Below are 26,389 nucleotides of genomic sequence, written 5' to 3' on the forward strand. Positions count from 1 at the left end.
GTTGGCCTTGGAACGGTCTGCAAAACCGCATTGATATGAGGCTGCCCGCAAGTCACGGCAAGCGCAGGACAGGGTTACCCTCTTTTCAACACAGCGCGCAGGTGGTTGCGCAGCGACCGCGCCCATCCACGGACCACCGCCAGCACCGGGCGAGTCGCCGCGCGCACCCGCGCGACCAGACGCTTGGCGGCCTGCCAGGGCGGCAGGGCGGTCAGCCAGGCCAGCCAGCGCACCACCCGGACGTAGCACCAGGCGAAGGCCGGGATGGTCAACAGCTTGTCCTTGCCGATGTGGAACAGCCGCTCCACCAGCGTGACCTTGACCAGTTCCACGGCTCCCAGCAGCAGCGCGCCTTGGACCGCATGCCCGGTCCCCATCAGGTACAGGCCGACCGGCTTCAGCGGCTCCAGAACCACCAGCGGAATCACGAACAGCGCCAGCGTCGGATAGGGGCCGAGCCGGCGGATGCGCGCCGCCAGCCGTTCGGCGAAGCGCTGCCGTCCGATCCAGGCGGCCAGCGGGCGCAACGCTTCCAACGCCACCGCGTCGATCAGGAAATAGACCAGCGCCGCCGCGGTCAGCAGCGGACGCAGGACCATGCGGCGCAGCAGCGCTCCCAGCCTTCGACTTACGGTCCGGTCCGAAGCCCGGGAGGAGGAGTCTCCGTTCGAGGTAGCCATTAGGTCTTTCGTCAGGCGTACAGGGGCGTTTCGCCGGCTTGGGTTCGCCGCGGATTTCCACTATCTAAGTCTAACATTTCTGCCACTGCGCGTCCGTCCCCTCGGTTACTCTCGGTGCGTCCCATCGTGCTCGGCCATTACGATCCTTACCTCGTTGCGCTTTCCGTGGTCGTCGCCTGTTTCGGCGGCTATGTGGCGCTGGACCTCGCCTCCCACGCGCGGGAGGCCGGGCGGGGACGGAACGGCTGGCTGGGCGCCGCGGCGCTCGCGCTCGGGGCGGGTATCTGGTCGATGCACTTCATCGGCATGATGGCGATGCGCATGCCCGTGCCGGTGTCCTACGACATCCTGCTGACTGCGTTATCGTTCCTTCTGGCCGTCGGGGTGTCGGGGACCGGCCTTTTCGCGGTGGCGCACGGCGGGGGCGGCCGGGCGACCCTGGCGGCGGCGGGTCTGTTGACCGGTTTCGGGATCGTCTCCATGCATTATGTCGGCATGGCCGGCATGCGGCTGCCGGTGCCGCTGATCTACGACACGCCTCTGGTCGCCGCGTCGGTGGTCATCGCCGTCGCCGCCTCCACCGCCGCGCTCTGGCTCGCCTTCCGCACGGCCAGCCCTCTGCAGCGCCTGTCCGGCGCGCTGGTTCTCGGCGCTGCGGTGGTCAGCATGCATTACATCGGCATGGCCGCCGCCAGCGCGGCCGTAACCGCCATTGGGCATGCCGCCAATACGGACGCCGTCCCGACCGGGGATGACCTCGGTTTCGTGCTGTCCACGCCGTCCCTGGCGGTGGGGACCGGGGTGGGGACCCTGCTGATCCTCTCGCTGGGGCTGCTCTCCGTCCTGATCGACCGGCGCCGCTCGGCGGAGCGCGCCGCGGGGCAGGAGGCGCGCTACCGCGCCGTCGTCGACTCCGCCGTGGACCCCATCGTGGTGATCGACGAGACCGGCACCATCCAGTCCTTCAACCGGGCGGCCGAGACGACCTTCGGCTACAGCGCGGAAGAGGCCGTCGGCGCGAACGTCCGCATCCTGATGGCGGAGCCGCACCGCTCCGCCCATGACGGCTACATGGCGCATTTCCGCGAGACCGGCGAGCGGCGGATCATCGGCATCGGGCGCGAGGTCGAGGGCCGGCGCAAGGACGGCTCTCTCTTCCCGCTGGAACTGTCGGTGGCCGAATGGCACGACGGCCGGCAGCGTCTGTTCACCGGCATCATGCGCGACATCACCGCCCGCAAGGCGGTGGAAGAGGCCCTGCACCGCGCCAAGGCGGAGGCGGAGCGTGCCCGCGAGGAGGCGCTGGCCGCCCGCGACAACGCCGAACGGGCGGACATGGCGAAGACCAAGTTCCTCGCCGCGGCCAGCCACGACCTGCGCCAGCCCGTGCAGTCGCTGTTCTTCTTCGCGCACGCTCTGTCCGACCGGCTCGACGGCCATCCCGCCTCCCCTCTGCTGGCGAGCATGAGCGAGTCGCTGAACGGCCTGCGCACGCTGCTGGACAGCCTGCTGGACGTGTCGCGGCTCGACGCCGGGGTGGTCACCCCCGCGGTGACCGAGTTCGCGCTGGGCCCGCTGCTGCAGCGGCTGGCCGACGAGTACCGGGGCCGCGCGGCGGAGGTGGGCATCGCCCTGCGCCACGTCCCCACCGACGGCTGGACGCGCAGCGACCCGGCGCTGGTCGAGCGCATCCTGCGCAACCTCATGGAGAACGCCATCCGCTACACGGAGAGCGGGCGGATTCTGATCGGCTGCCGCCGCACCGGCAATGGCCTGCGGATCGAGGTCCTCGACACCGGCATCGGCATTCCCGAGGACAAGCGCGACGAGGTGTTCGTGGAGTTCGCCCAGCTCGCCAACCCCGAGCGCGACCGGCGCAAGGGGCTGGGGCTGGGGCTCGCCATCGTGCGGCGTCTGGCCGGGCTGCTCGGGCACGAGGTCACCCTGCGCTCCGAACCGGGGCGGGGCAGCGCCTTCGGGCTGACCGTGCCGTCGGTCGCGCCGCGCCGGGTGATGAAGACCTGCCGCCCGGCCGCCCAGCCCCCCGCCAACGGTGGAAAAGGGCTGGTCGTGGTGGTGGAGGACGACGCCATCATCCTGCTTTCCATGCGGACCATGCTGGAGGAGTGGGGGTACGAGGTGGTGGCCGCCGTCTCCGCCGACGAGGCGGTCGGCACGCTGACCAGCCTCGGCCAGCGCCCCGACATGATCGTCGCCGACTATCGCCTGCGCGAAGGGCGCACGGGGCTTCAAGCCATCCGCGACATCTACGGCGTCTGCGGGGTGCGCGTGCCGGCGCTGGTGCTGACCGGCGACACCGACCCCGCCCGCATCGCCGAGGTCCAGCAGAGCGGCCACCGCCTTCTGCACAAGCCGGTGGCGCCCGAGGTGCTGCGCAACGCGTTGACCTCCGCCGCCTAGGCTCCGCCCCTGGTCGAGCCCCGAGTGTGGTTGAAAGCGCGCTCCGCCCCGCTTATGGTCTTGGAAAAAGGCGCCTTTGCGCCGAAACCACGACCAAGAATCAGGTTCCAGGAGCGCCCCCATGAAAGCCATGCTGCTCGGCTTCGCCGCCGCCATCGTCATCGCCATCGGCGCGTCGGTCGCGCTGACCTCCATCGACCACAGCTCGGCCAGCCGCTTTTCCAGCAGCTCGGTCCGCCTCTGACGCTTACCCGCGGCGAAGGTCAGGCGCGGCGGGCGGCCATGGCCTCCGCCGTCGTCAGGGCGGCGATCAGGCTCGACGCGCCGGCCTTGCCGGTGCCGGCGATGTCCAGCGCCGTCCCATGGTCCGGCGAGGTGCGGACGAAGGGCAGCCCCAGCGTGATGTTGACCCCCGTGTCGAAGTCGATGGTCTTCAGCGGGATTAGCGCCTGGTCGTGGTACATGCACAGCGCCGCGTCGTAGCCGCGCCGCGCCGCCGCGTGGAACAGCGTGTCGGCGGGCTGCGGCCCCACCGCGTCGATGCCCTCCGCCCGCAGGTCGGCGACCGCCGGGGCGATGACGTCGATCTCCTCACGCCCCATGGCGCCGCCCTCCCCCGCGTGGGGGTTCAGCGCGGCAACGGCCAGCCGTGGCCGCGCGATGCCGAAGTCGCGGGCCAGCGCCGCCGCGGTGACCCGCCCGGCGTGGAGGATCGCCTCCCGCGTCACCAGCGGCATCGCGTCTCGGACCGAGACATGGATGGTCACCGGCACGACGCGCAGATCCTGCGCGGCCAGCATCATCACCGGCTCCTCGGTGAGCCCGGCCAGATGGGCCAGATACTCGGTGTGTCCGGGATGGCGGAAGCCGGCGGCGTAGAGCGCCGATTTCTGGATCGGGTTGGTGACGACCGCCGACGCCTCGCCACGGCGGACCAGCTCGACCGCCCGGTCGATGCTGGCGATCACCGCCGCACCGTTGGCCGGGTCGGGGCGGCCCGGCGTGACCGGCGCCGCCAGCGGCTGGGGCAGCACTGGCAGCGCCGCGCCGAACAGCGCAGCGCCTTCGGCCATGCTGCCGACCGCCCTGACCGGCACCGGCAGACCGAGCTTGGCGGCGAGCGCCTCCAGGCGGGCGGGATCGTCCAGAAGGACGAAGGGCGGCACCGCGCCGTCCGCGCGGGCCGCCCCCCTGGCTATCGACCAGGCCTTAAGTGCGATCTCCCCGCCGATCCCCGCCGGCTCGCCCATGGTCAGGGCGAGCGGCGGCCGGACGCCGGATGCGGTCATCAGTTGCGGATCTCCACGAAGGCGGTGCGGCGCAGGTCGCGCAGGTAGCGGCGGGCCAGCAGGTCGGCGCGCTCGTTGATCAGGTCGCGCTCGATCTCCTCGCGCGGCGGCATCTTGATGTCCTTGGGGTCGATCGGCGGCGGGGCCGGGGCGGCCACCGGCTGCGGCTCGGCCTCGGGCGGCGGCTCGATCATCGGCACGTCGCGCTTGCAGACGATCAGGATGACGGCGCCGCCCGGGCTCATCAGCACCGGGCTGGGCTGGCCGAGCGGAATGCCGACGGCGAGCTGCTGGAGGCCCGGCGCCAGGTCCTTGACCCGCAGCGTGCCCATGTCGCCCGACTCCGGAATGCCCATGGCGCGGGCCTTCTCGTCGAAGTCGGTGCAGCTCTTGATCGACTTGCGCAGCTTTTCCGCCTGCGCCTGGACTGCCTTCAGCTCCTCCTTCGAGGGGGCCGGGATGACGATCTGCTTCATGTTGACCTTGGCCTTGGCCAGATCGGGCTTCGGCTGGGCGCGCGGGCGCGGCGGGGGGGGCGGCGGCGGAGCGGTGGAGGCGGTGCTGCCGAAGGGCCGCTGGTCGCGCACCAGCAGGACGTGATAGCCGGTCGCCGTGCGGACCGGCGAGGAGAGCTGGCCGGCGCGCATGGTGGACAGGGTCTTGTCCAGCTCGGCGTTCAGCTCGCCCGTGCGCACCCAGCCCATGTCGCCGCCCGAGGCGGCGCCAGCGGACTGCGAGAACTGGCGGGCGAGTGCGGCGAAGTTGCCGCCGCGGCGCACCTCCTCGACCAGCCGCTCGGCGTTGCGCCGCACCTCCTCGTCCTGGTCGGGGCTGTCGACGGCCAGGAAGATCTCGGCCACCAGATACTCCGGCTTGCCGATGTTGGCCTTGATGCGCTGCATCACGGCGTCGATCTCCTCGTCGCCGATCACCACCTCCTGCCGGATGCGGCGCTGCATCACCCGCTGCCAGGACAGCAGCGCCCGCACCTGCTCGCGCAGGGTGGACACCGGGACGTTCTGGGCCTTCAGCATGGCTTCGAGCTGGGGACGGCCCATCCGGTTCTGTTCGGCGATGCGTCCGATCGCCTCGTCGATCTCCTTCGACGGGACCGAGACGCCGAGACGCTTGGCCTCCTGGAGCTGGAGGCGCTCGTCGATCAGCTGGCGGAGCACCTGCGGGGTCAGGCGCTGGCGCGTCTCCGCGCTGTCCTGGGCGCCGGCGTTCAGCAGGGCGAGGCGGATTCGCGCGTGCACGTCGGACAGCGAGATGACCTCGTCGTTGACGACGGCGGCGATGCGTTCCGCGGGGCCTTGCGTTCCCGCAGCAGGGCTGTTTGGAGCGTTGGGAGCCCGCGTCTGGGCCGCGGCGGGCGCGCCGGCGGCAAGAAGGGCGCAGGCGGTCGCCACGGCGAAGGCAGACCGGACGGCTCGCAAACTCTGCATGGTGCTCCAGACTCCAGAGGTGTTTGCCGTTTAATACGGCCCCCCCGGGCGCGTGTAAACGGAATCGTGGACCGCATCCTGGAACGGAATTGTGTCCAAAGACCGGGCGACCGGCGTCGGCCCTGCTCCGGATCCGGCGTCAGCCGTCCTCCAGATGCAGCAGCGCCGCGGTTCCCAGAAGCACGCTGACGCAGGCCGGGCTCCAGGCCGCCATGGCCAGCGGGATGGTTTCGGAGATGCCGAAGGTGCGGATCACGTCGGTCATCACGAACAGCACGAAGCCGGTCAGAACGCCGCCCGACACCATCGTCATGGTGCCGCCGCGCCGCGGCAGCCGCAGCGAAAAGGCCGCGGCGAACAGAACCATCGCCACGTAGAGCAGGGGCTGCGACAGCAGCGACTGATAGTGCAGCCGGTGCCGCACCGCCGGGAAGCCGGTGGCCTCCAGCGTGCGGATGAACTGCGGCAGTTCCCAGAAGGAGATCGTCTCCGGCGCGGCGAAGCTCTCCTCGATGGTGGTCCGGTTCAGCTCCGTCGGGATGACGTAGGCCGGAACCGTCTCCGATTCCTTCTTGCCGAGGTTGATCGTCGCGTCCTGCAGCTCCCACTTCCGGTCGCGCAGCACGGCGCGCGGCGCGTCCACCCGGCCGATGTAGGTCATGTTGGTGTCGAAGCGCAGGACGATGACCTGCGACATCTCGAAGGTCAGCGGGTTCACCCCGTCGGCGTGGATGAAATACTGCTCCCCCGCCTCCTGCTGGCGCAGCCAGAGGCCGCTGCGCGAGACGTCGAAGCTGCTCGACTTCAGTTTCAGATAGCGGTCCTGGAGCTGGTTGTACTTGGCGATGAAGACGGCGCCGACCGGGTTGATCATCGTCACCTTCACGGCGCCGATCATCAGAGCGGCGATCAGCACCGGGGTCAGGAACTGCCACGCCGAGACGCCGACCGCGCGGGCCACCACCAGTTCCGCGCTGCGCGTCAGCCGCCAGAAGGTGAACATGCCGCTGAACAGGATCACGAAGGGGAAGATCTGCTGGCCGATCTCCGGCAGCTTCAGCAGGGCCATGCGCAGGACCAGCCAGAAGGTGATGTCCGGCTTGGTTCCGGCGCGGCGCAGCAGCTCCACGACGTCGAGCAGCAGGATGATCGACAGCAGGATGCCGAGCAGCAGCAGGAACCAGGTGACGAACTGGCGCCCGATGTAGCGCGACAGCGTGGCGGATGAATACATGGGCTCCGGCCTCCCCGGCCGATCGACGGGCGGTACGCGGCGCGCCGGGAGCTTCCACCACGGCGTGCCGGGGCTATGTACTGCGGACGGGCGCGGGAAACAACCGGTCCGCGCCTTGACAGGGCGCACGGGAAGGTCTTTATCCCAGGGTGGTTGCGGATCGATCCCACCCGCCCCGGCGCCCGCGCGCCGGCCGACCCAGCCGAGAGGAGCCTGAGAGGAGCCGATGAAGTTCGCCTTTGCGAAGCCCGCGCTGCCCAAGTCCGGCACCGTCGCCGTCACCGTCGCCACCGATCGCGCGCTCGGCGCCGCGGGGCAGGATCTCGACCAGAAGACGGGCGGCACGCTGTCCCGCGCCATGAAGGCCAGCCGCTTCACCGGCAAGAGGGAGGAGACGCTGGCGATCCTCGCCCCCGCCGGAGTCGAGTTCGACCGCATCCTCCTGGTCGGCATCGGCAAGGGCGAGGATCTGTCCGAGGCCACGCTCCAGGCCGTCGGCGGCGCCATCGTCGCCGCGCTGGACAAGTCGGGCGAGACGGAGGTCTCGGTCCTGCTCGACCTGCCGGACGGCGGCACCGTGGCCCCCGACGCCGCGGCGGCGGAGCTGGCCTTCGGCGCGCAGCTCCGCTCCTACCGCTTCGACAAGTACCGGACGACCGAGAAGAAGGAGGCCAAGCCCTCCCTCAAGAAGATCATCGTCCTGACCGCCGAGCCGGACACCGCCAAGCGTGCCTATGGCCGCCTGGAACCTCTGGCCGAGTCCGTCGCCTACACCCGCGACCTGGTGTCGGAACCGGCCAACGTCCTGAACCCGGAAAGCCTCGCCGACCGCTGCCGGGACCTGACCGAGGTCGGGCTGCAGGTCGAGGTGCTGGACCTCAAGAAGCTGAGGAAGCTCGGCATGGGCGCGCTGATCGGCGTCGCCCAGGGCAGCGCCTTCGAGCCGCGCGTCGTCGTGATGCGCTGGGACGGCGCCCCCGACGCCGAGGACCGCCGCCCGCTCGCCTTCATCGGCAAGGGCGTGACCTTCGATACCGGCGGCATCTCCATCAAGCCCGCCGCCGGAATGGAGGACATGAAGTGGGACATGGGCGGGGCCGCGGTGGTCATCGGCACCATGCGCGCGCTCGCCGCCCGCAAGGCGAAGGTGAACGCCGTCGGCATCGTCGGCCTGGTCGAGAACATGCCGTCCGGCACCGCGCAGCGCCCCGGCGACGTGGTGACCTCGCTGTCCGGCCAGACCATCGAGGTGATCAACACCGACGCCGAAGGCCGCCTCGTCCTGGCCGACTGCCTGACCTACGCGCAGGAGACCTTCAAGCCGCGCCTGCTGGTCGACCTCGCCACCCTGACCGGTGCCGTCATCATCGCGCTGGGCCATGAGCACGCGGGCCTGTTCGCCAACGACGACTGGCTGGCCGAGAACCTGCTGGCTGCCGGCAAGTCGGTGGGCGAGCCGCTGTGGCGCCTGCCGATGGGCGACGCCTACGACAAGGACATCAACTCCGACATCGCCGACATGAAGAACGTCGGGTCGGGCCGCGGGGCCGGCAGCATCGTCGGCGCACAGTTCCTCAAGCGCTTCGTCGAGGACCTGCCCTGGGCGCACATCGACATCGCCGGCGTCGCCTGGTCGAAGAAGGACACGGCCACCGTGCCGAAGGGCGGCACCGCCTTCGGCGTCCGCCTGCTCGACCGCTTCGTGGCGAGCTATCACGAAGGCAAGTAAGAATCTCCGTCCGGAGGATGCCGTTTTTTTTCCCTCTCCCCTCGGGGAGAGGGAAATTTCTACGAGGGGCCATGACCGAGGTCCGTTTCTATCACCTCCAGCGGCGCACGCTCGAACAGGCGTTGCCAAAGATCCTGGAAAAGGTTCTGGAGCGAAACTGGCGCGCCGTGGTCCTGGCCGGCTCGCCGGAGCGGGTGGACGCGCTCAATCAGCATTTGTGGACCTACGATCCCTCCTCGTTCCTGCCGCACGGCGCGGCGCGTGACGGCTTCGCCGCGGAACAGCCGGTCTGGCTGACGGCCGAGGAGGAGAACCCCAACGCGGCCACCGTCCTGGTCCTGGTGGACGGAGTGACCAGCGGCGCGATGGGGTCCTTCGACCTCGTCTGCGACCTGTTCGACGGCAACGACGGCGATGCCGTGCTGGCGGCGCGGGAGCGCTGGAAGGTGTGCAAGGCCGCCGGCCATTCCCTCACCTACTGGCAACAAAACGACCGTGGCGGCTGGGAAAAACGCGCTTAAAGCCGACAAACCTTATATGCATTGAAACATTCTTCGAATGATACCGCTAACGCGGCATAATAATGCATTCGATTGTACCAACCGTTCTTGACGGGCCTCCTGTGCGCAAGGTTAATCTAAAACCCGTAAAATCCCGCGGGGCGGCGCACAGGTGGAGGGCAATATGCATAGGTGCGTCCGAAGCGCGGGCACGGCTGCGCCATGACCCGCAGCGCTCTTGACCCGACCCTGGCGCGGGACGTCAAGGACGCCGCCATCCTGATCGTCGACGACAATGCCTCGAACGTCGATCTGGTGCGCGACATCCTGACCCACGAGGGCTACACCGCCGTGCGGGGCGAAACCGATCCCCGCCGCGTGCCCGCCCTGTGCGAGGCGCAGCGCTTCGACCTTCTGCTGATTGACATCCGCATGCCGCACATGAGCGGCTTCGACCTGATGGAGCGTGTCAACGCCCTGTACGGCGACGATATCGTGCCCATCCTGGTGCTGACCGCCCACACCGACCAGGAAACGCGGCGGCGCTCCTTGGAAATGGGGGCCAACGACTTCCTCACCAAGCCCTTCATCGCCTGGGAGCTGCTGCACCGGGTGCGCAGCGTGCTGGAGATCCGCAAGCTCTACCAGCGCGCGGCCGAGCAGAACCGCGGGCTGGAACGCCGCGTGTCGGAGCGCACCGCGGAACTCAGCGCCGCCCTGGAGGCGGCGCGGCAGGCCGACCGGGCCAAGCTCGACTTCCTCTCGGTGACCAGCCACGAGTTGCGAACCCCTCTGAACGCCATCATCGGCTTCGCCGAGGTGCTGTCCAGCGAGGCGCACGGGCCGCTCGGTCACGACGACTACATGGACTATGTCCGGCTCATCGAGGAGAGCGGCAAGGCGCTGCTCGGCATGGTCAACAACATCCTGGACTTCACGCGGGGGTCCGGCGGCATCGACCTCGCCGAATCGTCCATCGACCTGCCGGGCCTGCTGATCCACTGCATTGAACTGCTCGGCGCCAAGGCGCGGGCAAAGTCCCAGACCATCACGCTGCAGCCCGGACCGCCCGTCACCTTGCGCGCCGACCAGCGCCGCCTGGGGGAGATGATCGTCCACCTGCTGGACAACGCGGTGAAGTTCGGCCATCGCGGCGGACGCGTCTCGCTGCGGATCGCCCTTCAGGGGGGGATGATCGCCATCGCCGTGGCCGACGACGGCCCCGGCATCCCGCCGGAGATCGTCGATCACGTGTTCCGCCCGTTCATCCAGGGCGAGCGCTCCCTGGTGCGCCAGCATGAAGGGATCGGGCTCGGTCTGCCCATCGTCCGCCGCTTCGCCGAACTGCACGGCGGCAGCGTGGAGTTGGACAGCGCACCGGGGGGTGGCACCACCGTGACCATCCTGCTGCCCGCCGCCCGCCTGACCGCGCCACCCATCGCGGGGATCCGGCAAGCGAGGGCGTTGTAGGGCATGCGCGCCCCACCGCGGGTCGGGCGCCCGGCTCCGGAAGGGATCATTCGGCGAGGGTTGGCTCATCCAACGCGTCAACCTCGGCCTCGGCGGAGGTGGCCGGCGCGGTTTCCGGCAGGCCCAGGAACAGGGCGGCCAGCGCGATCATGGCCATTGCCCCGGCGGTGAGGAACGCGGCGGAATAGCCGAAGCGGTCCACGATCACGCCGGTGACGAAGCCGCTGGTCGCCGCTCCCACCCCCTGCATCGTGGCGACCGCTCCGAAGGCGAGGTTGTAGCGTCCGGTGCCGCGCATCAGGTCGGCGATCACCAGCGGCGTCAACGCGGTGAAGATGCCGGCGCCAACCCCGTCCAGAAGCTGCACGCCGATCAGCCAGGCGCTGTCGTCCGACAGGGTGTAAAGGACCGCCCGCAAGGGCAGGATGGCGAAGCCGACCAGCAGGATCGGCTTGCGGCCCAGACGGTCCGCCGTCCGCCCGACCAGGACGGCGATGGGCAGCATGACGAGCTGGGCGGCGATGATGCAGGACGACATCATGATTGTCGCCCATTCCGGGTGCGCCGCGGCCAGCTTCTGCCCGACCAGCGGCAACAGGGGCGCGTTGGCGAAATGGAACAGCAAGGCGCAACTGCCGAAGATCAGCAACGGCCGGCAATGGACCAGGATGCCCATGCCCGACACCGTCTCCCCGCCGCCCGGCCCTTTACCCGTCCCGTCAGCCGCCGACGCCTCAACCCCGCGTGCGCGGCGCTGGTCGATGGCGGAGGCCGGAATCGACAGGACGGCGAATGACGACAGGACCGCGAACACCGGGACCAGCAGGAAGACCGCCTGCTGTGAGAACAGCCAGCCGACCAGCCCGGCGAGAGCCGCCACGGCGACGTTGCCCGCGTGGTCGAAGGCGGCGTTGCGCCCCATTCGTCGGGCGAGCAGGCGCTGCGGGACGAGGCCGAGGGTCAACGCCGCCACCGCCGGACCGAACACATCCCCGACCACCGCGATCAGCGTGTTCGCGATCAGGACCGGCCAAAAGGTGGGAAACAGGTAGATGCACACCGCCCCGACACCCAGCACGATCAGCGCCAGGACGATGGCCTCGCGCTTGCGGTGCGTGGCGTCGATGGCCGCCCCGATCGGCGTCTGCACGGCGAGCCCGAGCCAGCCGGCCAGGCTCGTCACCAGACCGACCTCCGACTGGCTCCAATGCTGCTGGGTCACCAGGAAGACGTTCAGATAGGGGCCAAGCGCCCCCCGCACGTCCGCCAGCAGAAAATTTACGGCGTCCAGCGACGCCGGCCGGAAACTCCGATCGATTTCGCCCGGAGGCGCCGATATCCGTCCATTGCTGTCAGCAGGCAACGCGCTGTCCTTTCCAAGGCTCTGGCAAGAGGACCGCGGCCAGACGCAAAGGTTGGGAACAGCGGGCACCGCGAAATGGCACCACGGAACGGATTGCGCACGATGCCCGTGACGGGACGGTCAGATCACGTCAAGGATTTGAAAAATAAAAGGTTGCCGGAGTCGCCCGTCACCGCAACCGAAAACTGCACGCCGAGCGACTTTCGGAGTCTGTGGCGTTATTTCGTTTCCACGCGCATGAGATCACCGAGCTTGTCGAGCAGATAGTCCAAATCTTCCGCCGCCAGATCCTCGTATTGGGTCAGGATGCGCTCGATCACCCGGCGGCGGTGGCGTTCGATGTCGTGCGCCTCGCCGTCGTAGGGGGTTTCCTTGAGCACATCCAAGGCGATCCGGCAGGCCGGCAGCAGGGCCGGCGGCTGCTTCGCCTTGTCGTAGATGGACTTCAGGCCCAGCCGCCCGGCATCGTGGATCAGAAGGCGGGCGTTGGTCAGCGGCACGTTGGCCAGGAAGGACAGGGCCGTCTCGAAGAAGGCGGCGTCGCCCATGCACAATGCCCGCACCATCAGCGACGGGGTCAGGCGGCCGCTGCGCGACAGTTGCGCGACCAGCCGTTCCAGCGCGCCTTCGTCGTTTTCCCCGGAGAAAAGGGAAACGGTGGCGCGTTCGCGGCTTTGCAGGATCAGGTCGGCGGCGACCTTGGCCGGAAGGTCGTGGTTGGTCACCAGATGCTGCCGGAGCTTTTCCGAGACCACGGCGACCAGCCGTTCGGCGATGGTGATCGGCAGACGGGCGCGCTGAACCAGCGGCTCCTGCACGGTTTCGCTGTCGGCGAAGCGCTCGATGACCCGGCCGAGCGTCTGCTCGCCAAGGTCGGCGCTCTCGTTGGCGACGAGGACCGCCACCGCCCCTTCCGACGCCGTGTCGATCAGCGCGTCGGCGACGCTGGCCGAGAGGTCCGGGCGTTGCGCAATGGCGGTGTGCTTGGCGTCCGTGCCGGTCCGCACCAGTTCGACGAGGTCGGCGTCGGTCAGCACCGTGGAAACGCTGAGCACCGGGATGGCCACAGCCTCCACGTCGCGCGCCAGCATCAGCGCGACGTCGCGCGGCAGCGCCGGGTTGGCCTTCAGATTCTCGGCCAGCGACTGGCGCACGCGCACGACGGCGTCGCGCGCCATGAAGCGGATGATGTCCTCGGCGAGCCGCCGCTCGCTGTCCGACAGGGTGGTTGCGGAGAACTGCTTGGCGATCTTGACCGCCAGTTCGGAACGGCTGTTCGGCGACGGGTCCGACAGCAGCCGGGACACGTCGTCCTTGGTGAGTTGGTCGCTCATGGGTCGCTGACCCTTTCCTGCCCTGCGTCGCCCCGGTGCCTCGGATTCGTGCATCAGCGGGAGCGAATGTATTCAGGTCATGATCGGACCAAAGCATTGAGCCTTTGTTAACGACGATTTCCGGTCACGGGCAAGCCCCGGCCGCTCCTCACCAGCCGCCGTGCCGGTGCCCGCCGTGCCGGTGATGGTGACGAGGGCCGCCATGGTGACCACCGCGATATCCCCCATAATAGCCGCCGTAGTAGGGGCGACCGTACACCACGGGCGGCGGCGCGTAATGGCGATACTGTGGGCGCTCGTAATAGCCGTAGCCATAGGAACGGTGTCCGTAGCCATAAACAGGTCCTGGACTCCCGGCGGCGACGTAGCAGCCGGACAGCAGAAGGGCGGCGAAGGACAGAAGGAACAGAGAGCGGAGCGTCGTCATTGGCGTTCCTGTGCCAGGGATCGCGGCCCGGCGAGCGGGCCGTACTGGCAGGATGAACGCCTGCGACGGGGACATTATTCCGCAAGTGGCTCTGTGGTCAGCGCCGTCCCCGTCGTCCCTGCTTCTTCGGAGCGCCCTCGGGAATGCCGCGACCCTGGCGGGCGGAGCTGATGCCGATGCTGCCCGGCTGCTCCAGCCCGAGGTCCATCGCCTCCAGCCGGCGGAGTTCGTCGCGCAGACGGGCCGCCTCCTCGAACTCCAGGTCGGCGGCGGCAGCCTTCATGCGCTTCTCCATGTCGGCCATGACCGACTTCAGATTGTGGCCGACCAGCTCCGACGCGTTCAGGCCGGTCTTGACGGTGACGTGGTCGCCGCGCTCGTAGACGCTCTCCAGGATGTCGCCGATGGCCTTCTTCACGGATTCCGGCGTGATGCCGTGCTCCAGATTGTAGGCCCGCTGCTTCTCGCGGCGGCGCGCCGTCTCGTCGATGGCGTACTGCATGCTGCCGGTGATCTTGTCGGCGTAGAGGATCGCCCGCCCCTCGACGTTGCGCGCGGCGCGGCCGATGGTCTGGATCAGCGAGGTCTTGGAGCGCAGGTAGCCCTCCTTGTCGGCGTCCAGGATGGCGACCAGCGAGCATTCGGGGATGTCCAGCCCCTCGCGCAGCAGGTTGATGCCGACCAGCACGTCGTAGGCGCCGAGCCGCAGGTCGCGGATGATCTCGATGCGCTCCAGCGTTTCCACGTCGGAGTGGATGTAGCGCACGCGCAGCCCCGCCTCGTGCATGTATTCGGTCAGCGCCTCCGCCATCTTCTTGGTCAAGGTGGTGACCAGCACGCGGTTGCCCTTCGCCACCACCTCCTTGCACTCGTGGATCAGGTCGTCCACCTGCGTCTCGGTGGGACGGATGATCACCTCCGGGTCGATCAGACCGGTCGGGCGGACCACCTGCTCGGCGAAGACGCCGCCGGTGCGCTCCATCTCCCAGGGGCCGGGGGTGGCCGAGACGAAGACCGTCTGCGGCCGCATGCCCTCCCACTCCTCGAACTTCAGCGGACGGTTGTCCATGGCGCTGGGCAGGCGGAAGCCGTATTCGGACAGCGTCTCCTTGCGCATCCGGTCGCCGCGGTACATGCCGCCGATCTGCGGCACCATGACGTGGCTCTCGTCCACGATCAGCAACGCGTCGCCCGGCAGATACTCGAACAGCGTCGGCGGCGGCTCGCCCGCCGCGCGGCCGGTCAGGTAGCGGGAATAGTTCTCGATGCCGGCGCAGGCGCCGGTGGCCGCCATCATCTCGATGTCGAAGGTCGTCCGCTGCTCCAGCCGCTGCGCCTCCAGCAGCTTGCCCTGGGCGTTGAACTCCTCCAGCCGGAGCTTCAGCTCGCGCTTGATCTGCTCGATGGCTTGATTGAGCGTCGGCTTGGGCGTCACATAGTGGCTGTTGGGATAGATGCGCACGGCCTCCAGCGAGGCGATCTTCTCGCCGGTCAGCGGGTCGATCTCGTGGATGCCCTCGATCTCGTCGCCGAACAGCGAGATGCGCCAGGCGCGGTCCTCCATGTGGGCGGGGAACAGCTCCACCGTGTCGCCACGCACCCGGAACAGGCCGCGCCCGAAGGCCGCGTCGTTGCGCTTGTACTGAAGCTCGGTCAGCTTGCGCAGCAGATCGGGCTGGGCGACCACCTGCCCCTTGCGCAGATCGACGGTCATCTCCGAATAGGTCTCGACCGAGCCGATACCGTAGATGCAGGACACCGACGCCACGATGATGACGTCGTCCCGCTCCAGCAGCGCCCGCGTCGCCGAGTGGCGCATCCGGTCGATCTGCTCGTTGATCGAGGATTCCTTCTCGATGAAGGTGTCGGTGCGCGGGACGTAGGCTTCCGGCTGGTAGTAGTCGTAGTAGGAGACGAAGTATTCCACCGCGTTGTTCGGGAAGAAGGACTTCATCTCGCCATAGAGCTGCGCCGCCAGCGTCTTGTTCGGGGCGAGGACCAGGGTGGGGCGCTGGACGTGCTGGATGACGTGCGCCATGGTGAAGGTCTTGCCGGACCCGGTGACGCCGAGCAGCACTTGGTCCTTCTCGCCGGCGCGCAGCCCTTCGGTCAGTTCCCCGATGGCGCGCGGCTGATCGCCGGACGGCTTGAACTCCGACACCAGTTCGAACTTCTTGCCAGCCTCCAGCTTGGGCAGGGACTTCTGCGGAAGGGTGGTCAGGACGGGATGGGACATGCGGGTGCGCTCGCGCCAGGGGTACGGAACGGGAACCGAGTATATGGCCCACCCCACCCCCGCTGTCGAGCGTGGGCTTGTCCGGAGCGTTCGCTCGCGCTTCCCCCCTCCCTGGCCCTCCCCCGCTCTTGGCGGACCTATGGTCCGCCTGCCGCGTCAGCGCAAACCTTTGGTTTGCGCGAGAGCTGCGCAGGGGAGGAGAAAAAGGGCGTGCCCGTTACCCGCGCACCAGCGCGTCGTAGTCCTTCACCAGCGTCTCGCAGACGCGGCCCGGCGTGAAGCGGTGGTCGCCGATCTGGCCGACCGGGGTCACTTCCGCGGCGGTGCCGGTCAGGAAGACCTCCTGGGTGTTCGACAGTTCATCGGGCTGTATGTGACGCTCGATCACCTCGATGCCGCGGGCCTTGGCGAGGTCGATCACCGTGCGGCGGGTGATGCCGTCCAGGAAGCAGTCGGGCTTCGGCGTGTGGATCTTGCCGTCCATCACCAGGAACAGGTTCGCCCCGGTCGCCTCGGCCAGATAACCGCGGTAGTCGAGCATCAGCGCGTCCTGATAGCCCTCGGCTTCGGCTTCATGCTTGGACAGCGTGCAGATCATGTAGAGACCCGCCGCCTTCGACGCCGTCGGCGCCATGTCCGGGGCCGGGCGGCGCCAGCGGGACCAGGTCAGCTTGATGCCGGCCATCTTCGCCTCGGGGCTGAAATAGCTCGGCCACTGCCAGACGGCGATGGCCACGTGGATGCGGCTGGCCTGCGCCGCCACGCCCATCATCTCGCTGCCACGCCACGCCACCGGGCGGACATAGGCGTCGGTGAAGCCCATCGCCTTCACCGTCTCGTTGGTCGCCGCGTCGATCTCCGCCACCGAATAGGGAAGCTCGAAGCCCAGGATGCGGGCCGAGGCGGCCAGACGCTCGCTGTGCTCGGTCAGCTTGAACACCGTGCCGTTGTAGACGCGCTCGCCTTCGAACACGCAGCTCGCGTAATGGAGGCCGTGCGACAGGACGTGCAGATTCGCGTCGCGCCACGGCACCAGCGCGCCGTCGTACCAGATCACGCCGTCGCGGTCGTCGAAGGGAAGGATGGACATGGCGGCTCCCACCTTGGTCTTTGGCCCGTTGCTCGGGACTTGGAATGGAATTGTCGAAAGCCGCGCTTGTCTCGCGGGCTTTGTTCGTTTATGTCTGGCTTATTGACCCATTTGTAACGAATCGCACCGATCACGTCAACATGGCTGACATAAAAGCGGGCGTGAACCAGCTTTTCCTGCGCGAAGAGGAACTTCGCACGGGCATGGAGCTGCTGTTCTACGCCTATCGGGAGTTCACTGCGGAGCCGGACGAGATCCTGGCGCAGATCGGCTTCGGCCGGGCGCACCACCGCGTCATCTATTTCGTCGGGCGCTACCCGAAGATCACCGTGTCGGAGCTTCTGGCGATCCTGAAGATCACCAAGCAGAGCCTGTCGCGCGTGCTGGGGGAATTGGTCCGGCAGGAATTCATTCTGCAGCAGACGGGCGTGCGGGACCGGCGGCAGCGTCTGCTGGAACTGACCGAAAAGGGCGTGGAGCTGGAACGCCAGCTCTCCGAGACGCAGCGGCAGCGGATCGCCCGCGCCTACCGCATGGCCGGGGCGGAGGCCGTGGAGGGCTTCCGCAAGGTGATGCTGGGCATGATGGACGAGGAGGACCGGGTGAAGTTCGCCCCGCCGGTGCCGGCCCGGCTCGCCGCCGTGAAGCGGTAGGAACCGGGCCGGAAGAAGGGCCGGTCGGCCCGGCCCTCGATCAGCTGTCCTTGGCCGGAACCGTCTCCGGAGAAGCGGCGGGAGCCGCATCCGCCGGCGGCGCGCCGGCGGCGGTGCCGTCCGCCCCTTCCTTGCCCGCGGCGTTCGCGGCGCCGCGGCGGCGGAAGGACGTGCGCTTGTACACCACGCTGTCCGAAGACCCCGGCGGGCACTGAACGATTTTACCCCCCTTCGCAAGAAACTCGCGGGTCATGGAGTCGAGATCATTCCGATCCGCGCTGCGGTTATCGGATGCCATGCATGCCTCCTGTGATCGTCATCGTGCCCCGTGGCACCATCCGGGCGGTCCCGGCGGTCCATGGAGCATGCGTTTCTTTTGTGAAGCGGCTGTTGCAGGATTGGGGGCAACCGGCCCCTGAACGGGCGGCCCCGAAAAAATCGGGGCTAAAAAATCACGCTTCCTTCAGGTTGGCCGCGGCGCTTTTGCCCTTCTTGGGGTCGCGCTGGAGTTCGTAGGACAGCTTCTGGCCTTCATGAATGTTGATGCCCGACCGCTCGACAGCGGAGATGTGGACGAACACGTCGGCCGTCCCATCGTCCGGCTGGATGAAGCCGTAGCCCTTGGTGGTGTTGAACCATTTCACGGTTCCAGTAGCCATCTGGCAGTTCCTTGAACGAGGTTTCCCATGGCGCTCGTGCCACGGGTTCACATCAAATCACCGAGGGGAAGGACCAGACGCAGCGTTCTGCAAGCGGACCGTAGACCCAAAGAAATTCGACTCTTTTCATGTGGGGATCGAAAGGCCGGGATGCAACCCGAGCCCTTCGGCCAAAGCCCCGCGCACTTGATTCGCCTCACGACTCTTGCCTCGTTCGTCGGCGTCGGCCCTGCCCTTCGGCGGAGTTGTCCCCGGCTTGTTGCTTAGCCCATAGTTTTGACGACCCGATTCTTTTGTCTTAGCTGTCTTGAAGGAGCCGGCGGCATGCAGCGTGCCCATCTCGTGGCCGCTTTCCTGACCTTTGCCGCCCTGTGTGTCGGCGTGTCCGCCCTGTCGGTGTCGCGCGACCGCCACGCCACGCTGGAACAGGCCCGCCGCGAGTTCGCCGCGACCGCCCATCTGCTCGACGAGCACGCCAGCCGCGCCATCGAAGCGGGGGACGCCCAGTTGCGCATCCTGCTCGACGCGCTGGAGCGGTGGGACCGCCGCGACCCCGCGGAAGGGCAGCGCATCCAGGCCGCGATGAACACCCGCGCGGAACGACTGCCACAGATCGGCGGCGTCTGGGCGCTCGACGCGCAAGGCCGGCTGCTTCTGGACAGCGCGGAACACCCGGCCCCGCCCCGCGACCTGTCGGGGCGGGATTATGCCAAGGCCCATCTGGGCGCCGCGCCGGGGCCATCCCCGGGCCTCCATGTCGGATCCCATCTGCCCGCCCCTGGAAGCGACCAGGGACGCTTCACCATCAGCCGTGCCCTGCGCGACGAGGAGGGAGCGCTGCAGGCGATTGCGGTCGTCGGCATTCAGAACACCTATTTCTCGCAAATGTACGGCGAGGCCGGCTGGGGCGAAGGCGCGCGGCTGGCCCTGTTCACCAGTGGCAAGGAGAAGCTGGCGGAATGGCCGCCGGACAGCGCCGTCGCCCCGCCCGACGCCGCCTGGCCCCAGCCCTGGGACCCGGCGGGCGGCCCGGCGATCATCGAGGGCACACAAATCACCGCCGCGCGGATGCTGGCCGGTCTCCCGATCGTGGTGGTCGCGAGCCGCCCACTGGCCGAGGTGCTGGCCCCCTGGCGCGAACGCGCGCTGTGGACCACGGCGGTCAGCGGCGGCATCCTGACCGGCGCGACGGTGCTGTTCGTCTTCGCGCTGGCCGGCGCCCGGCGGGAGGAGGCGGTCCGGGCGGAGCTTCTGCGCGCGAACCAGAGCCTGGACGAACGCGTCCGCCAGCGCACGGCGGACCTGGAGAAGGCCCTGCGCAGCGCGGAGACGGCCAGCCTCGCCAAGATGAAGGTGCTGGCGACCGTCAGCCACGACCTGCGCCAACCCCTGCAAGGTCTGGCCGCCTTCCACGAACTGTTGCTGAAGGAGGCCCCGAACCCGACGCTCCAGCAGCTGGGCGCCATGGCGTCGGCGTCGCTCCAGGCCGGGCAGCGGCTGCTCGACGATCTGCTGACCCTGTCGCGGCTGGAGGCCGGGGTGGTGCCGGTGGAGACCGGCGCCTTCCCGCTCGCCCCGCTGCTCGACCAGCTTGCCGCCGAGTTGCGGGCGGAGGCCGAGGGCCAGGGCCTGCGGCTGACCGTGATGCCCACCAAGGCTTGGGTGCGCAGCGATCCGGCGCGGCTTCAGCCGATCCTGCGCAACCTGCTGTCCAACGCCGTCAAATACACGGCGCGCGGCGGGGTGGTGGTCGGGGCGCGGCCGCGCGGCGACGGCCTGCGGGTGGAGATCTGGGACAGCGGCCAGGGCATCGCCAAGGCGGAGCTGGGCACGATCTGGGAGGAGTTCTACCAGATCGGCAATCCCGCCCGCGACGGGTCGCGCGGCGCCGGCCTCGGCCTGTCCATCGTCGAGCGCACCGCCCGCCTGCTCGGCCATCCGCTGGAGGTCCGGTCGCGGGTCGGCCGCGGCTCGGTCTTCGCGGTCACCCTGCCCCGCGTTGCCGTCCCCGCCGTCCCGCCGCCGGTGGCGATGCCTCCATCGATGGAGCCTGCCCCGCGGGCCCACCCCGCCGACACCTCCAGCCAGCGGCTGTCCGGACGACGGGTTCTGGTGGTCGAGGACGATCCGCTGCAGCGCAGTTCCCTGACCCTGCTGCTGGAGCAGGCCGGAGCGGGGGTGATGGCGGCGGACAACTTCGATGCCGCCCTCGCCGCCGCCCAGGCGACCCTCCAGGCGCCCTCGGCGATCCTCAGCGATTACCGGCTGCCCGGCGGCACCGACGGGCTGAGCGGCATCCAGACCCTGCGCGGGGTGCTGGGACGCGACGTCCCGGCCATCCTGCTGACCGGGGAGCTGTCCGCCGATCTCGTGCGCGCCGCCAAGGAGGCGGGATGCCTCGTGCTGACCAAGCCCGCAGCACCCAACCGCATCCTGTCCGCCCTGGCGGAGCTGACCGCGGGCGCCGATGCCGCGGCCTGATGCGGCTCCCGGCGCATGCGGCCCGATGCCCCGTCCGGCCACCGCCGCTTCCCTTGGTGCGCGGCGCACGGTTGCGCTACAGTCGCGGCATGACCGAAGAAGACCAGCCCCACATCCTGGTCGTCGATGACGACACCCGCCTGCGCGAGCTGCTGCGCAAGTATCTCGCCGGCAACGGCTTCCTGGTGGCCACCGCGAAGGACGCGGCGGAGGCGCGGGCCAAGCTGGCCGGGCTCGCCTTCGATCTGCTGGTGCTCGACATCATGATGCCGGGCGAGACCGGGCTGGAGCTGACCGAATCGCTGCGGCGGGAGCGCGACCTGCCCATCCTGCTGCTGACCGCGCGGGGCGAGCCGGACGACCGCATCGCCGGGCTGGAGGCCGGGGCCGACGACTACCTCGCCAAGCCCTTCAACCCGCGCGAACTGCTGCTGCGCATCAACTCGATCCTGCGCCGTCAGGCCAGCCGCCCGGCCGACCCGGTGCCGCCGCAGCCGGTGAAGCTCGGCCCGATGATCTATCTGCCCGACCGCGACGAGCTGCGGGCGGGCGAGGAGGTGGTCCGGCTGACCACGGCGGAGGCCGGGCTGCTGCGCGTGCTCGCCGCCTCTCCCGGCACCATCTTCTCGCGCGAGGAGCTGACGGAGCGCAGCAAGGTCGCCGGCAACGCCCGCACCATCGACGTGCAGGTGACCCGTCTGCGCCGCAAGATCGAACCCGACCCGCGGGAGCCGCGCTACCTCCACACCGTGCGCGGCGAGGGCTATGTGTTGAGGCCGGACCCGTAACGGGACCGCCGGAAAGCCAGGACCAGGACCATGACCACCGACACCGCCGCCGCACCGATGCCGATGCCGCGCCGCGAGCAGACGGGGCTGCTGAAGCGGTTCCTGCCGCGCACGCTGTTCGGGCGCTCGCTGCTGATCATCGTGACGCCGGTCATCCTGGCGCAGGCGGTGGCCACCTGGATCTTCTACGACCGGCATTGGGACACCATGACGAACCGGCTGGCTTTCGCGGTGGCCGGCGACATCGCCATGGTCATCGGCATGCTGGAGCACGACCCGACCCCGGAGGGGCGCAACTGGACGCTGGCCGCCACCGCGCGCAGCACCGACCTGATCGTGACGCTGGAGCCCGGCAGCACCCTGCCCGACCATCCGCCGAAGCTGCGCGGCATGCTGGAGAACACGCTGAGCAAGGCGCTGCACGAACGGGTGCGGCGGCCCTTCGCCATCAACACCCGGATCACCCGCGAATGGTACGAGATCCGCGTGCAGATGCCCGACGGCGTGCTGTCGGTGATGTCGCCGGAGCGACGCCTGTTCAGCCCGACCAGCTATATCTTCATCCTGTGGATGGTCGGCTCGGCCCTGGTGCTGTTCACCGTCGCCATCATCTTCATGCGCAACCAGATCCGTCCCATCAAGCGCTTGGCCGCCGCCGCGGACGCACTGGGCAAGGGCCGCGACGTGCGCAACTTCAAGCCCGAGGGGGCGACCGAGGTGCGGCAGGCCGCCGTCGCCTTCCTGCGCATGCGCGAGCGCATCCACCGCCAGATCACCCAGCGCACGGAGATGCTGGCCGGCGTCAGCCACGACCTGCGCACGCCGCTGACCCGCATGAAGCTGGCGCTGGACATGCTGGGCGACGGGCCGGAGGTCGAGGAGCTGCTGACCGACGTCACCGAGATGGAGACGATGATCGAGGGCTATCTGGCCTTCGCCCGCGGCGAGGGGACGGAGGCCGTGCAGCCGACCGACCTGACCCGCATCCTCAACGAGGTGGTCTCCGGCGTCCGCCGCGAAGGGGCGGACGTGGCCCTGGCGGCACCGGACGGGCTGACGCTGCCGCTGCGCCCCAACGCGACGCGGCGCTGCCTCGCCAACCTGCTGTCCAACGCGCGGCGCCACGGCGACCGCATCTGGGTGCGGGCGGAGCGCGAGGACGGCTTCATCGACATCCTGGTGGACGACGACGGGCCGGGCATCCCGCAGGCGTCCCGCGACGACGTGTTCAAACCCTTCTTCCGGCTGGACAGCTCCCGCAACCAGGCGACCGGCGGGGCCGGGCTGGGGCTGACCATCGCCCGCGACGTCGCCCGCAGCCACGGCGGCGACATCACGCTCAGCGACAGCCCCTACGGCGGTCTGCGCGTGCTGATCCGCCTGCCGGTGTGAGACTCATAGGAGCCCCCCGCCCTGGAGAACCTGCCATGCCGGTCAGCCCCGACGAGTACCGCCTCATGGACGTCCAGCAGGGCGGGTGCTGCTTCTACTGCGGGGAGCCGGTGGGGGCCAAGGCGACCTTCGACCATCTGATCCCGCTGGCCTATGGCGGCCTCGACGCGGCGCCGAACGTCGTGCTGGCGCACCGCCGCTGCAACCAGCGCAAGGCCGACCGCCTGCCGACCCCGGAGGAGATCGACCGCTTCGTCGCCCAGCGCCGCCGCAGCCAACTGGGCGTCTGGCCGCCGCTGCTGGCGCTGCGCGACGCCGAGCCGGGCGACGAGTGGATGACCGTCGCCCGCGCCATCGCCGGGCTTTGAGCGCCGGTCCTGCCAAGCCCCCTTGACGGCGGCCCCGCCTTCTGGCCCGATCACCGGAACGATAAACAAGGTTAATTCGGGAGCGTTCGATGGCGGATCGGTACGACGTCGTGATCGTCGGCGGTGGTGTGATGGGCTGCGCTGTGGCCTATTTCCTGGCGAACGACCCCGGCTTCGGCGGCAGCGTGGCGGTGGTGGAGCGGGACCCGACCTACCAGCGCGCCTCCTCCGCCCTGTCGGCCAGCTCGATCCGGCAGCAGTTCTCGACCCCGGCGAACATCGCGCTGTCGCAGTTCGGCCTGTCCTTCATCCGCAACGCGACGGAACATCTGTCCGTAGACGGCGACCCGGTGGACCTGGGCCTGCGCGAGCCGGGCTATCTCTATCTGGCGACCGGGGCCGGGGCGGACATCCTGCGCCGGAACAACGCCATCCAGCTCTCCTGCGGCGCCGACGTGGCGCTGCTGTCGCCGGAGGAACTGGCCGCCCGCTTCCCCTGGCTGTCGGTGGAGGGGATCGCGCTCGGCTCGCTCGGCCTGTCCGGGGAGGGCTGGTTCGACGGCTACAGCCTGATGCAGGCCTTCCGCCGCAAGGCCAAGGCGCTGGGCGTCGCCATGATCGCGGGAGAGGCCGCGGGCATCGACACCGCCGACGGCAAGGTCGCCGCTGTGCGTCTGGCCGACGGGCGGCGGCTGTCCTGCGGGGTGGCGGTCAACGCCGCCGGGCCGCAGGCCCGCCGCGTCGCCACCATGGCCGGGGTGGAACTGCCGGTGGCGGCGCGCAAGCGTTGCGTCTTCGTGTTCGACTGCCGCGACGAGCTTCCCGGCTGCCCGCTGGTCATCGATCCGTCCGGCGTGTGGTTCCGGCCCGAGGGCAAGCAGTTCATCTGCGGCGCCCCGCCGCCCGCCGACCGCGACCCGGACACCGACGACCTGACGGTGGAGCATGACCTGTTCGAGGAGATGATGTGGCCGGCGCTGGCCGAGCGAGTCCCCGCCTTCGAGGCGATCAAGGTCACCAACGCCTGGGCCGGCTTCTACGAATACAACGAGATCGACCAGAACGCCGTCATCGGGCCGCATCCGGAGCTCGGCAACTTCCTGTTCTGCAACGGCTTCAGCGGACACGGGCTTCAACAGGCGCCGGGCGCCGGGCGCGGGCTGGCGGAGCTGATCACGACCGGCGCCTACCGCAGCCTGAACCTGTCGGCCTTCGCCTATGAGCGTCTGGTGGAGAACCGCCCCCTGCTGGAGACGAACGTCATCTGAGGGAACGGGCGCAAGCCTGGCCGGTTGATGGGGGTGACCTTTCCGAACGGAGCAAGAGGCCCCGCGATGAAGCAGCCCCACACCGAAGAGACCGTCAAGCACACCGACGACCAGCAGAACACCGGCAACCACAAGAAGCCGGACGCCCCCGATGCCAAGGGCGCCGACCGCTTCGGCGGCACCCGCAAGGGCGCGGAGAACGTCGAGCCGACCAAGGACTGACGCCGGGGACTGATCCCGGCCCGAAGGGCTTGCGCCGGCGGGGGCGGGCGTGCCAAACCCCCTGGCACGTCCATCCTCACCCAGGCCGGGAGCCCCTCCCATGGCTCACGCCATGTTCAAGCGCTACAAGGTTCTGTTCACCCGCCCCCTGCCCGGCCTGCGTCCTGGCCGGCCCGAACGCGACGCCATGGTGGAGCGGCTCAAACGCTTTGCCAGCCAGAACGGCATGGCCGGCGACCTTCACGCGATCGCCCCCAACGCCGGATTCGGCATCCTGGAAATCCAGTGCACGGACAAGTTGGCCCGCCGTCTGAGCGACCTGTCCGAGGTCGAATCCGTCCTGGAGGCGTAGGTCCTTTTCGACGGACTTGTCCAATGGCCCTGGCGGTCATGCCCGTCTGTTCGTTGCTGATCGGCAGCCGGGAGGGCGCGGAATGCGGCGGCCGTTGTGTTCAACGGGCGCTTACGATGCGCTGTTTTCGTTGTTCTTCTTCGCTTTCTCCTTCTTCGCCTGATCGTGATGCCACTTGATGGCGAAGAACATGCCCGTTCCCAAAACGATGATCTTGAATGGGAAGAAGACCAAAGGGAACCAGTCATACATTTTGAACATCTCCAAGCTATGACACCGTCTATCGTCAAGGAAACCTGACGACAGTCAGGTCGAGCGCGAGATTTTGTCTGCGGGCGGGGCCGCAGACGGGTGGGTTGGCGGAGCCGCAACGAAACGGGCTTCCTCGGCCTTGTAGACGTACTGGCTGGCCACCAGCCACCCCTTCAACGGCCGCAAGGGCGGCACACAGGTCAGCAACAGGAACGGAAGGGTCGTAACGAGGTGCACCCAGTAAGGGGCCTCGAACTTTACCTCGATCCAGAGCGCCAGGATGACCGTGGGAATGGAGGCGAAGCAGATGACGAAGAAGGCGGGGCCGTCGGCCGGATCGGCGTAGGAGTGGTCAAGACCACAGACCTCGCAGTGGGAGCGCAGCGCCAGGAAGCCGTTGAACAGATGACCCTGGCCGCAGCGCGGGCAGCGACCACGCGCGCCGGTGCTGAACGGGGGAAGAGGCGGCCACTCCTGTTCGGATGACATCGCGTGTTCCTTCGAGGGCAATGGCAAGCAATGCCTGCATGCAATGCGTGATCGTATGCACCATCAAGGCTGGCAATGTCAATTTGAATGCATCCAATACGCCGCCGGAATTCATACAAAATGGGAGATGCGGCCTGGGACAAGGCTAACGGCTGTGCGCCGGTGCAGGCCTGACTGCGCCTTCCTGAACGTCAGACAGGGTTCAGAGTCCCTCTCCCCTCCGTGAGATGGAATTTGGGAAGCGCCA

At 68.8% G+C, this 26,389-nt stretch carries 26 protein-coding genes; 13 read left to right on the forward strand and 13 right to left on the reverse strand.

All coding sequences use genetic code 11. The features are described from left to right. Positions 1-74: 74 nt before the first annotated feature. Positions 75-599: a hypothetical protein gene (locus FHW79_RS18135; protein WP_247884487.1), complete on the reverse strand. Its 525-nt coding sequence runs from the start codon at positions 597-599 to the stop codon at positions 75-77. Positions 600-794: 195 nt separating this feature from the next. Between FHW79_RS18135 and FHW79_RS18140 the strand changes: the two genes are divergently transcribed. Both FHW79_RS18140 and FHW79_RS33290 read left to right on the forward strand, forming a co-directional pair. Then, on the forward strand, positions 795-3,101 hold the full coding sequence (locus tag FHW79_RS18140) for an MHYT domain-containing protein (RefSeq protein ID WP_348984208.1): 2,307 nt from the start codon (positions 795-797) through the stop codon (positions 3,099-3,101). A gap of 121 nt (positions 3,102-3,222) precedes the next feature. Next, complete coding sequence (locus FHW79_RS33290; RefSeq protein WP_281390035.1) at positions 3,223-3,345, forward strand: hypothetical protein; 123 nt, start codon at positions 3,223-3,225, stop codon at positions 3,343-3,345. 19 nt (positions 3,346-3,364) lie between these two features. Here FHW79_RS33290 and pdxA read toward each other — a convergent pair whose 3' ends face one another. From pdxA to lptG, 3 genes are all read right to left on the reverse strand, one after another. Continuing rightward, on the reverse strand, positions 3,365-4,390 hold the full coding sequence (gene pdxA, locus FHW79_RS18145) for a 4-hydroxythreonine-4-phosphate dehydrogenase PdxA (protein WP_183180262.1): 1,026 nt from the start codon (positions 4,388-4,390) through the stop codon (positions 3,365-3,367). Beyond that, the gene (locus FHW79_RS18150; protein WP_183180263.1) at positions 4,390-5,835 is read right to left on the reverse strand and encodes a peptidylprolyl isomerase; all 1,446 of its coding nucleotides are present in this window, start codon (positions 5,833-5,835) and stop codon (positions 4,390-4,392) included. The genes pdxA and FHW79_RS18150 overlap by 1 nt, the downstream gene beginning before the upstream one ends. Positions 5,836-5,974: 139 nt before the next feature. Further along, complete coding sequence (gene lptG, locus FHW79_RS18155; RefSeq protein ID WP_183180264.1) at positions 5,975-7,069, reverse strand: LPS export ABC transporter permease LptG; 1,095 nt, start codon at positions 7,067-7,069, stop codon at positions 5,975-5,977. A 226-nt stretch (positions 7,070-7,295) separates the two neighbouring features. Between lptG and FHW79_RS18160 the strand changes: the two genes are divergently transcribed. The 3 genes from FHW79_RS18160 to FHW79_RS18170 all read left to right on the forward strand — a co-directional run bounded on the left by FHW79_RS18160 (position 7,296) and on the right by FHW79_RS18170 (position 10,768). Further along, positions 7,296-8,798, forward strand: coding sequence for a leucyl aminopeptidase (locus FHW79_RS18160; protein WP_183180265.1), 1,503 nt, complete (start codon positions 7,296-7,298; stop codon positions 8,796-8,798). Positions 8,799-8,869: 71 nt separating this feature from the next. Further along, positions 8,870-9,319 (forward strand): DNA polymerase III subunit chi, encoded by a 450-nt coding sequence (locus tag FHW79_RS18165; RefSeq protein ID WP_183180266.1) that lies wholly within the window; start codon positions 8,870-8,872, stop codon positions 9,317-9,319. 201 nt (positions 9,320-9,520) lie between these two features. Then, positions 9,521-10,768, forward strand: coding sequence for a hybrid sensor histidine kinase/response regulator (locus FHW79_RS18170; RefSeq protein WP_183180267.1), 1,248 nt, complete (start codon positions 9,521-9,523; stop codon positions 10,766-10,768). Between the two features lie 46 nt (positions 10,769-10,814). Here the strand turns inward: FHW79_RS18170 and FHW79_RS18175 are convergent, their stop codons facing one another. From FHW79_RS18175 to FHW79_RS18195, 5 genes are all read right to left on the reverse strand, one after another. Continuing rightward, positions 10,815-12,131 (reverse strand): MFS transporter, encoded by a 1,317-nt coding sequence (locus FHW79_RS18175; protein WP_211108364.1) that lies wholly within the window; start codon positions 12,129-12,131, stop codon positions 10,815-10,817. A gap of 218 nt (positions 12,132-12,349) precedes the next feature. Beyond that, a complete protein-coding gene (locus FHW79_RS18180; protein ID WP_183180268.1) occupies positions 12,350-13,465 on the reverse strand; it encodes a DUF2336 domain-containing protein in 1,116 nt (371 codons plus the stop codon). A 148-nt stretch (positions 13,466-13,613) separates the two neighbouring features. Further along, entirely contained in the window at positions 13,614-13,892 is a 279-nt protein-coding gene (locus tag FHW79_RS18185) for a neuropeptide-like protein 29 (RefSeq protein WP_183180269.1), read from the reverse strand. A 97-nt stretch (positions 13,893-13,989) separates the two neighbouring features. Further along, the gene (uvrB, locus tag FHW79_RS18190) at positions 13,990-16,128 is read right to left on the reverse strand and encodes an excinuclease ABC subunit UvrB (protein ID WP_183180270.1); all 2,139 of its coding nucleotides are present in this window, start codon (positions 16,126-16,128) and stop codon (positions 13,990-13,992) included. A gap of 217 nt (positions 16,129-16,345) precedes the next feature. Then, positions 16,346-17,218, reverse strand: a complete 873-nt coding sequence (locus FHW79_RS18195; RefSeq protein WP_183180271.1) for a branched-chain amino acid aminotransferase — start codon at positions 17,216-17,218, stop codon at positions 16,346-16,348. Between the two features lie 140 nt (positions 17,219-17,358). On the opposite strand from FHW79_RS18195, the gene FHW79_RS18200 reads away from it, so the two are divergent. Continuing rightward, complete coding sequence (locus FHW79_RS18200) at positions 17,359-17,871, forward strand: MarR family transcriptional regulator (RefSeq protein ID WP_183180272.1); 513 nt, start codon at positions 17,359-17,361, stop codon at positions 17,869-17,871. 40 nt (positions 17,872-17,911) lie between these two features. On the opposite strand, the gene FHW79_RS18205 is transcribed toward FHW79_RS18200, so the two are convergent. Continuing rightward, on the reverse strand, positions 17,912-18,169 hold the full coding sequence (locus FHW79_RS18205; RefSeq protein WP_183180273.1) for a hypothetical protein: 258 nt from the start codon (positions 18,167-18,169) through the stop codon (positions 17,912-17,914). Positions 18,170-18,323: 154 nt separating this feature from the next. Continuing rightward, on the reverse strand, positions 18,324-18,530 hold the full coding sequence (locus tag FHW79_RS18210) for a cold-shock protein (RefSeq protein WP_014197503.1): 207 nt from the start codon (positions 18,528-18,530) through the stop codon (positions 18,324-18,326). A gap of 324 nt (positions 18,531-18,854) precedes the next feature. Between FHW79_RS18210 and FHW79_RS18215 the strand changes: the two genes are divergently transcribed. From FHW79_RS18215 to FHW79_RS18245, 7 genes are all read left to right on the forward strand, one after another. Then, positions 18,855-21,011: an ATP-binding protein gene (locus tag FHW79_RS18215; RefSeq protein WP_183180274.1), complete on the forward strand. Its 2,157-nt coding sequence runs from the start codon at positions 18,855-18,857 to the stop codon at positions 21,009-21,011. An 89-nt stretch (positions 21,012-21,100) separates the two neighbouring features. Next, positions 21,101-21,799 (forward strand): response regulator transcription factor, encoded by a 699-nt coding sequence (locus FHW79_RS18220; protein WP_035676932.1) that lies wholly within the window; start codon positions 21,101-21,103, stop codon positions 21,797-21,799. A 30-nt stretch (positions 21,800-21,829) separates the two neighbouring features. Continuing rightward, positions 21,830-23,191 (forward strand): ATP-binding protein, encoded by a 1,362-nt coding sequence (locus tag FHW79_RS18225; protein ID WP_183180275.1) that lies wholly within the window; start codon positions 21,830-21,832, stop codon positions 23,189-23,191. Between the two features lie 35 nt (positions 23,192-23,226). Beyond that, on the forward strand, positions 23,227-23,559 hold the full coding sequence (locus FHW79_RS18230) for an HNH endonuclease signature motif containing protein (protein ID WP_183180276.1): 333 nt from the start codon (positions 23,227-23,229) through the stop codon (positions 23,557-23,559). A gap of 89 nt (positions 23,560-23,648) precedes the next feature. After that, positions 23,649-24,827 (forward strand): FAD-binding oxidoreductase, encoded by a 1,179-nt coding sequence (locus tag FHW79_RS18235; protein WP_183180277.1) that lies wholly within the window; start codon positions 23,649-23,651, stop codon positions 24,825-24,827. Between the two features lie 66 nt (positions 24,828-24,893). Further along, a complete protein-coding gene (locus FHW79_RS18240) occupies positions 24,894-25,049 on the forward strand; it encodes a hypothetical protein (protein WP_014197509.1) in 156 nt (51 codons plus the stop codon). A 100-nt stretch (positions 25,050-25,149) separates the two neighbouring features. Further along, on the forward strand, positions 25,150-25,401 hold the full coding sequence (locus FHW79_RS18245) for a hypothetical protein (protein WP_040134425.1): 252 nt from the start codon (positions 25,150-25,152) through the stop codon (positions 25,399-25,401). Between the two features lie 111 nt (positions 25,402-25,512). Here the strand turns inward: FHW79_RS18245 and FHW79_RS18250 are convergent, their stop codons facing one another. Further along, positions 25,513-25,653: a hypothetical protein gene (locus FHW79_RS18250; RefSeq protein WP_183180278.1), complete on the reverse strand. Its 141-nt coding sequence runs from the start codon at positions 25,651-25,653 to the stop codon at positions 25,513-25,515. 54 nt (positions 25,654-25,707) lie between these two features. Next, on the reverse strand, positions 25,708-26,142 hold the full coding sequence (locus FHW79_RS18255; protein WP_040134426.1) for a DUF983 domain-containing protein: 435 nt from the start codon (positions 26,140-26,142) through the stop codon (positions 25,708-25,710). Positions 26,143-26,389 lie beyond the last annotated feature (247 nt).

The organism is Azospirillum sp. OGB3 (assembly GCF_014192915.1).
GTDB lineage: Bacteria > Pseudomonadota > Alphaproteobacteria > Azospirillales > Azospirillaceae > Azospirillum.

Excerpts from the sequence above, each read along its gene's own strand:
- FHW79_RS18135 (WP_247884487.1), bottom strand. The coding sequence starts at position 599 with ATGGTCCTGCGTCCGCTGCTGACCGCGGCGGCGCTGGTCTATTTCCTG.
- FHW79_RS33290 (WP_281390035.1), top strand. The coding sequence starts at position 3,223 with ATGAAAGCCATGCTGCTCGGCTTCGCCGCCGCCATCGTCATCGCCATC.
- pdxA (WP_183180262.1), bottom strand. The coding sequence starts at position 4,390 with ATGACCGCATCCGGCGTCCGGCCGCCGCTCGCCCTGACCATGGGCGAG.
- FHW79_RS18150 (WP_183180263.1), bottom strand. The coding sequence starts at position 5,835 with ATGCAGAGTTTGCGAGCCGTCCGGTCTGCCTTCGCCGTGGCGACCGCC.
- lptG (WP_183180264.1), bottom strand. The coding sequence starts at position 7,069 with ATGTATTCATCCGCCACGCTGTCGCGCTACATCGGGCGCCAGTTCGTC.
- FHW79_RS18160 (WP_183180265.1), top strand. The coding sequence starts at position 7,296 with ATGAAGTTCGCCTTTGCGAAGCCCGCGCTGCCCAAGTCCGGCACCGTC.
- FHW79_RS18165 (WP_183180266.1), top strand. The coding sequence starts at position 8,870 with ATGACCGAGGTCCGTTTCTATCACCTCCAGCGGCGCACGCTCGAACAG.
- FHW79_RS18170 (WP_183180267.1), top strand. The coding sequence starts at position 9,521 with ATGACCCGCAGCGCTCTTGACCCGACCCTGGCGCGGGACGTCAAGGAC.
- FHW79_RS18180 (WP_183180268.1), bottom strand. The coding sequence starts at position 13,465 with ATGAGCGACCAACTCACCAAGGACGACGTGTCCCGGCTGCTGTCGGAC.
- FHW79_RS18185 (WP_183180269.1), bottom strand. The coding sequence starts at position 13,892 with ATGACGACGCTCCGCTCTCTGTTCCTTCTGTCCTTCGCCGCCCTTCTG.
- uvrB (WP_183180270.1), bottom strand. The coding sequence starts at position 16,128 with ATGTCCCATCCCGTCCTGACCACCCTTCCGCAGAAGTCCCTGCCCAAG.
- FHW79_RS18195 (WP_183180271.1), bottom strand. The coding sequence starts at position 17,218 with ATGTCCATCCTTCCCTTCGACGACCGCGACGGCGTGATCTGGTACGAC.
- FHW79_RS18200 (WP_183180272.1), top strand. The coding sequence starts at position 17,359 with ATGGCTGACATAAAAGCGGGCGTGAACCAGCTTTTCCTGCGCGAAGAG.
- FHW79_RS18205 (WP_183180273.1), bottom strand. The coding sequence starts at position 18,169 with ATGGCATCCGATAACCGCAGCGCGGATCGGAATGATCTCGACTCCATG.
- FHW79_RS18210 (WP_014197503.1), bottom strand. The coding sequence starts at position 18,530 with ATGGCTACTGGAACCGTGAAATGGTTCAACACCACCAAGGGCTACGGC.
- FHW79_RS18215 (WP_183180274.1), top strand. The coding sequence starts at position 18,855 with ATGCAGCGTGCCCATCTCGTGGCCGCTTTCCTGACCTTTGCCGCCCTG.
- FHW79_RS18220 (WP_035676932.1), top strand. The coding sequence starts at position 21,101 with ATGACCGAAGAAGACCAGCCCCACATCCTGGTCGTCGATGACGACACC.
- FHW79_RS18225 (WP_183180275.1), top strand. The coding sequence starts at position 21,830 with ATGACCACCGACACCGCCGCCGCACCGATGCCGATGCCGCGCCGCGAG.
- FHW79_RS18230 (WP_183180276.1), top strand. The coding sequence starts at position 23,227 with ATGCCGGTCAGCCCCGACGAGTACCGCCTCATGGACGTCCAGCAGGGC.
- FHW79_RS18235 (WP_183180277.1), top strand. The coding sequence starts at position 23,649 with ATGGCGGATCGGTACGACGTCGTGATCGTCGGCGGTGGTGTGATGGGC.
- FHW79_RS18240 (WP_014197509.1), top strand. The coding sequence starts at position 24,894 with ATGAAGCAGCCCCACACCGAAGAGACCGTCAAGCACACCGACGACCAG.
- FHW79_RS18245 (WP_040134425.1), top strand. The coding sequence starts at position 25,150 with ATGGCTCACGCCATGTTCAAGCGCTACAAGGTTCTGTTCACCCGCCCC.
- FHW79_RS18250 (WP_183180278.1), bottom strand. The coding sequence starts at position 25,653 with ATGTATGACTGGTTCCCTTTGGTCTTCTTCCCATTCAAGATCATCGTT.
- FHW79_RS18255 (WP_040134426.1), bottom strand. The coding sequence starts at position 26,142 with ATGTCATCCGAACAGGAGTGGCCGCCTCTTCCCCCGTTCAGCACCGGC.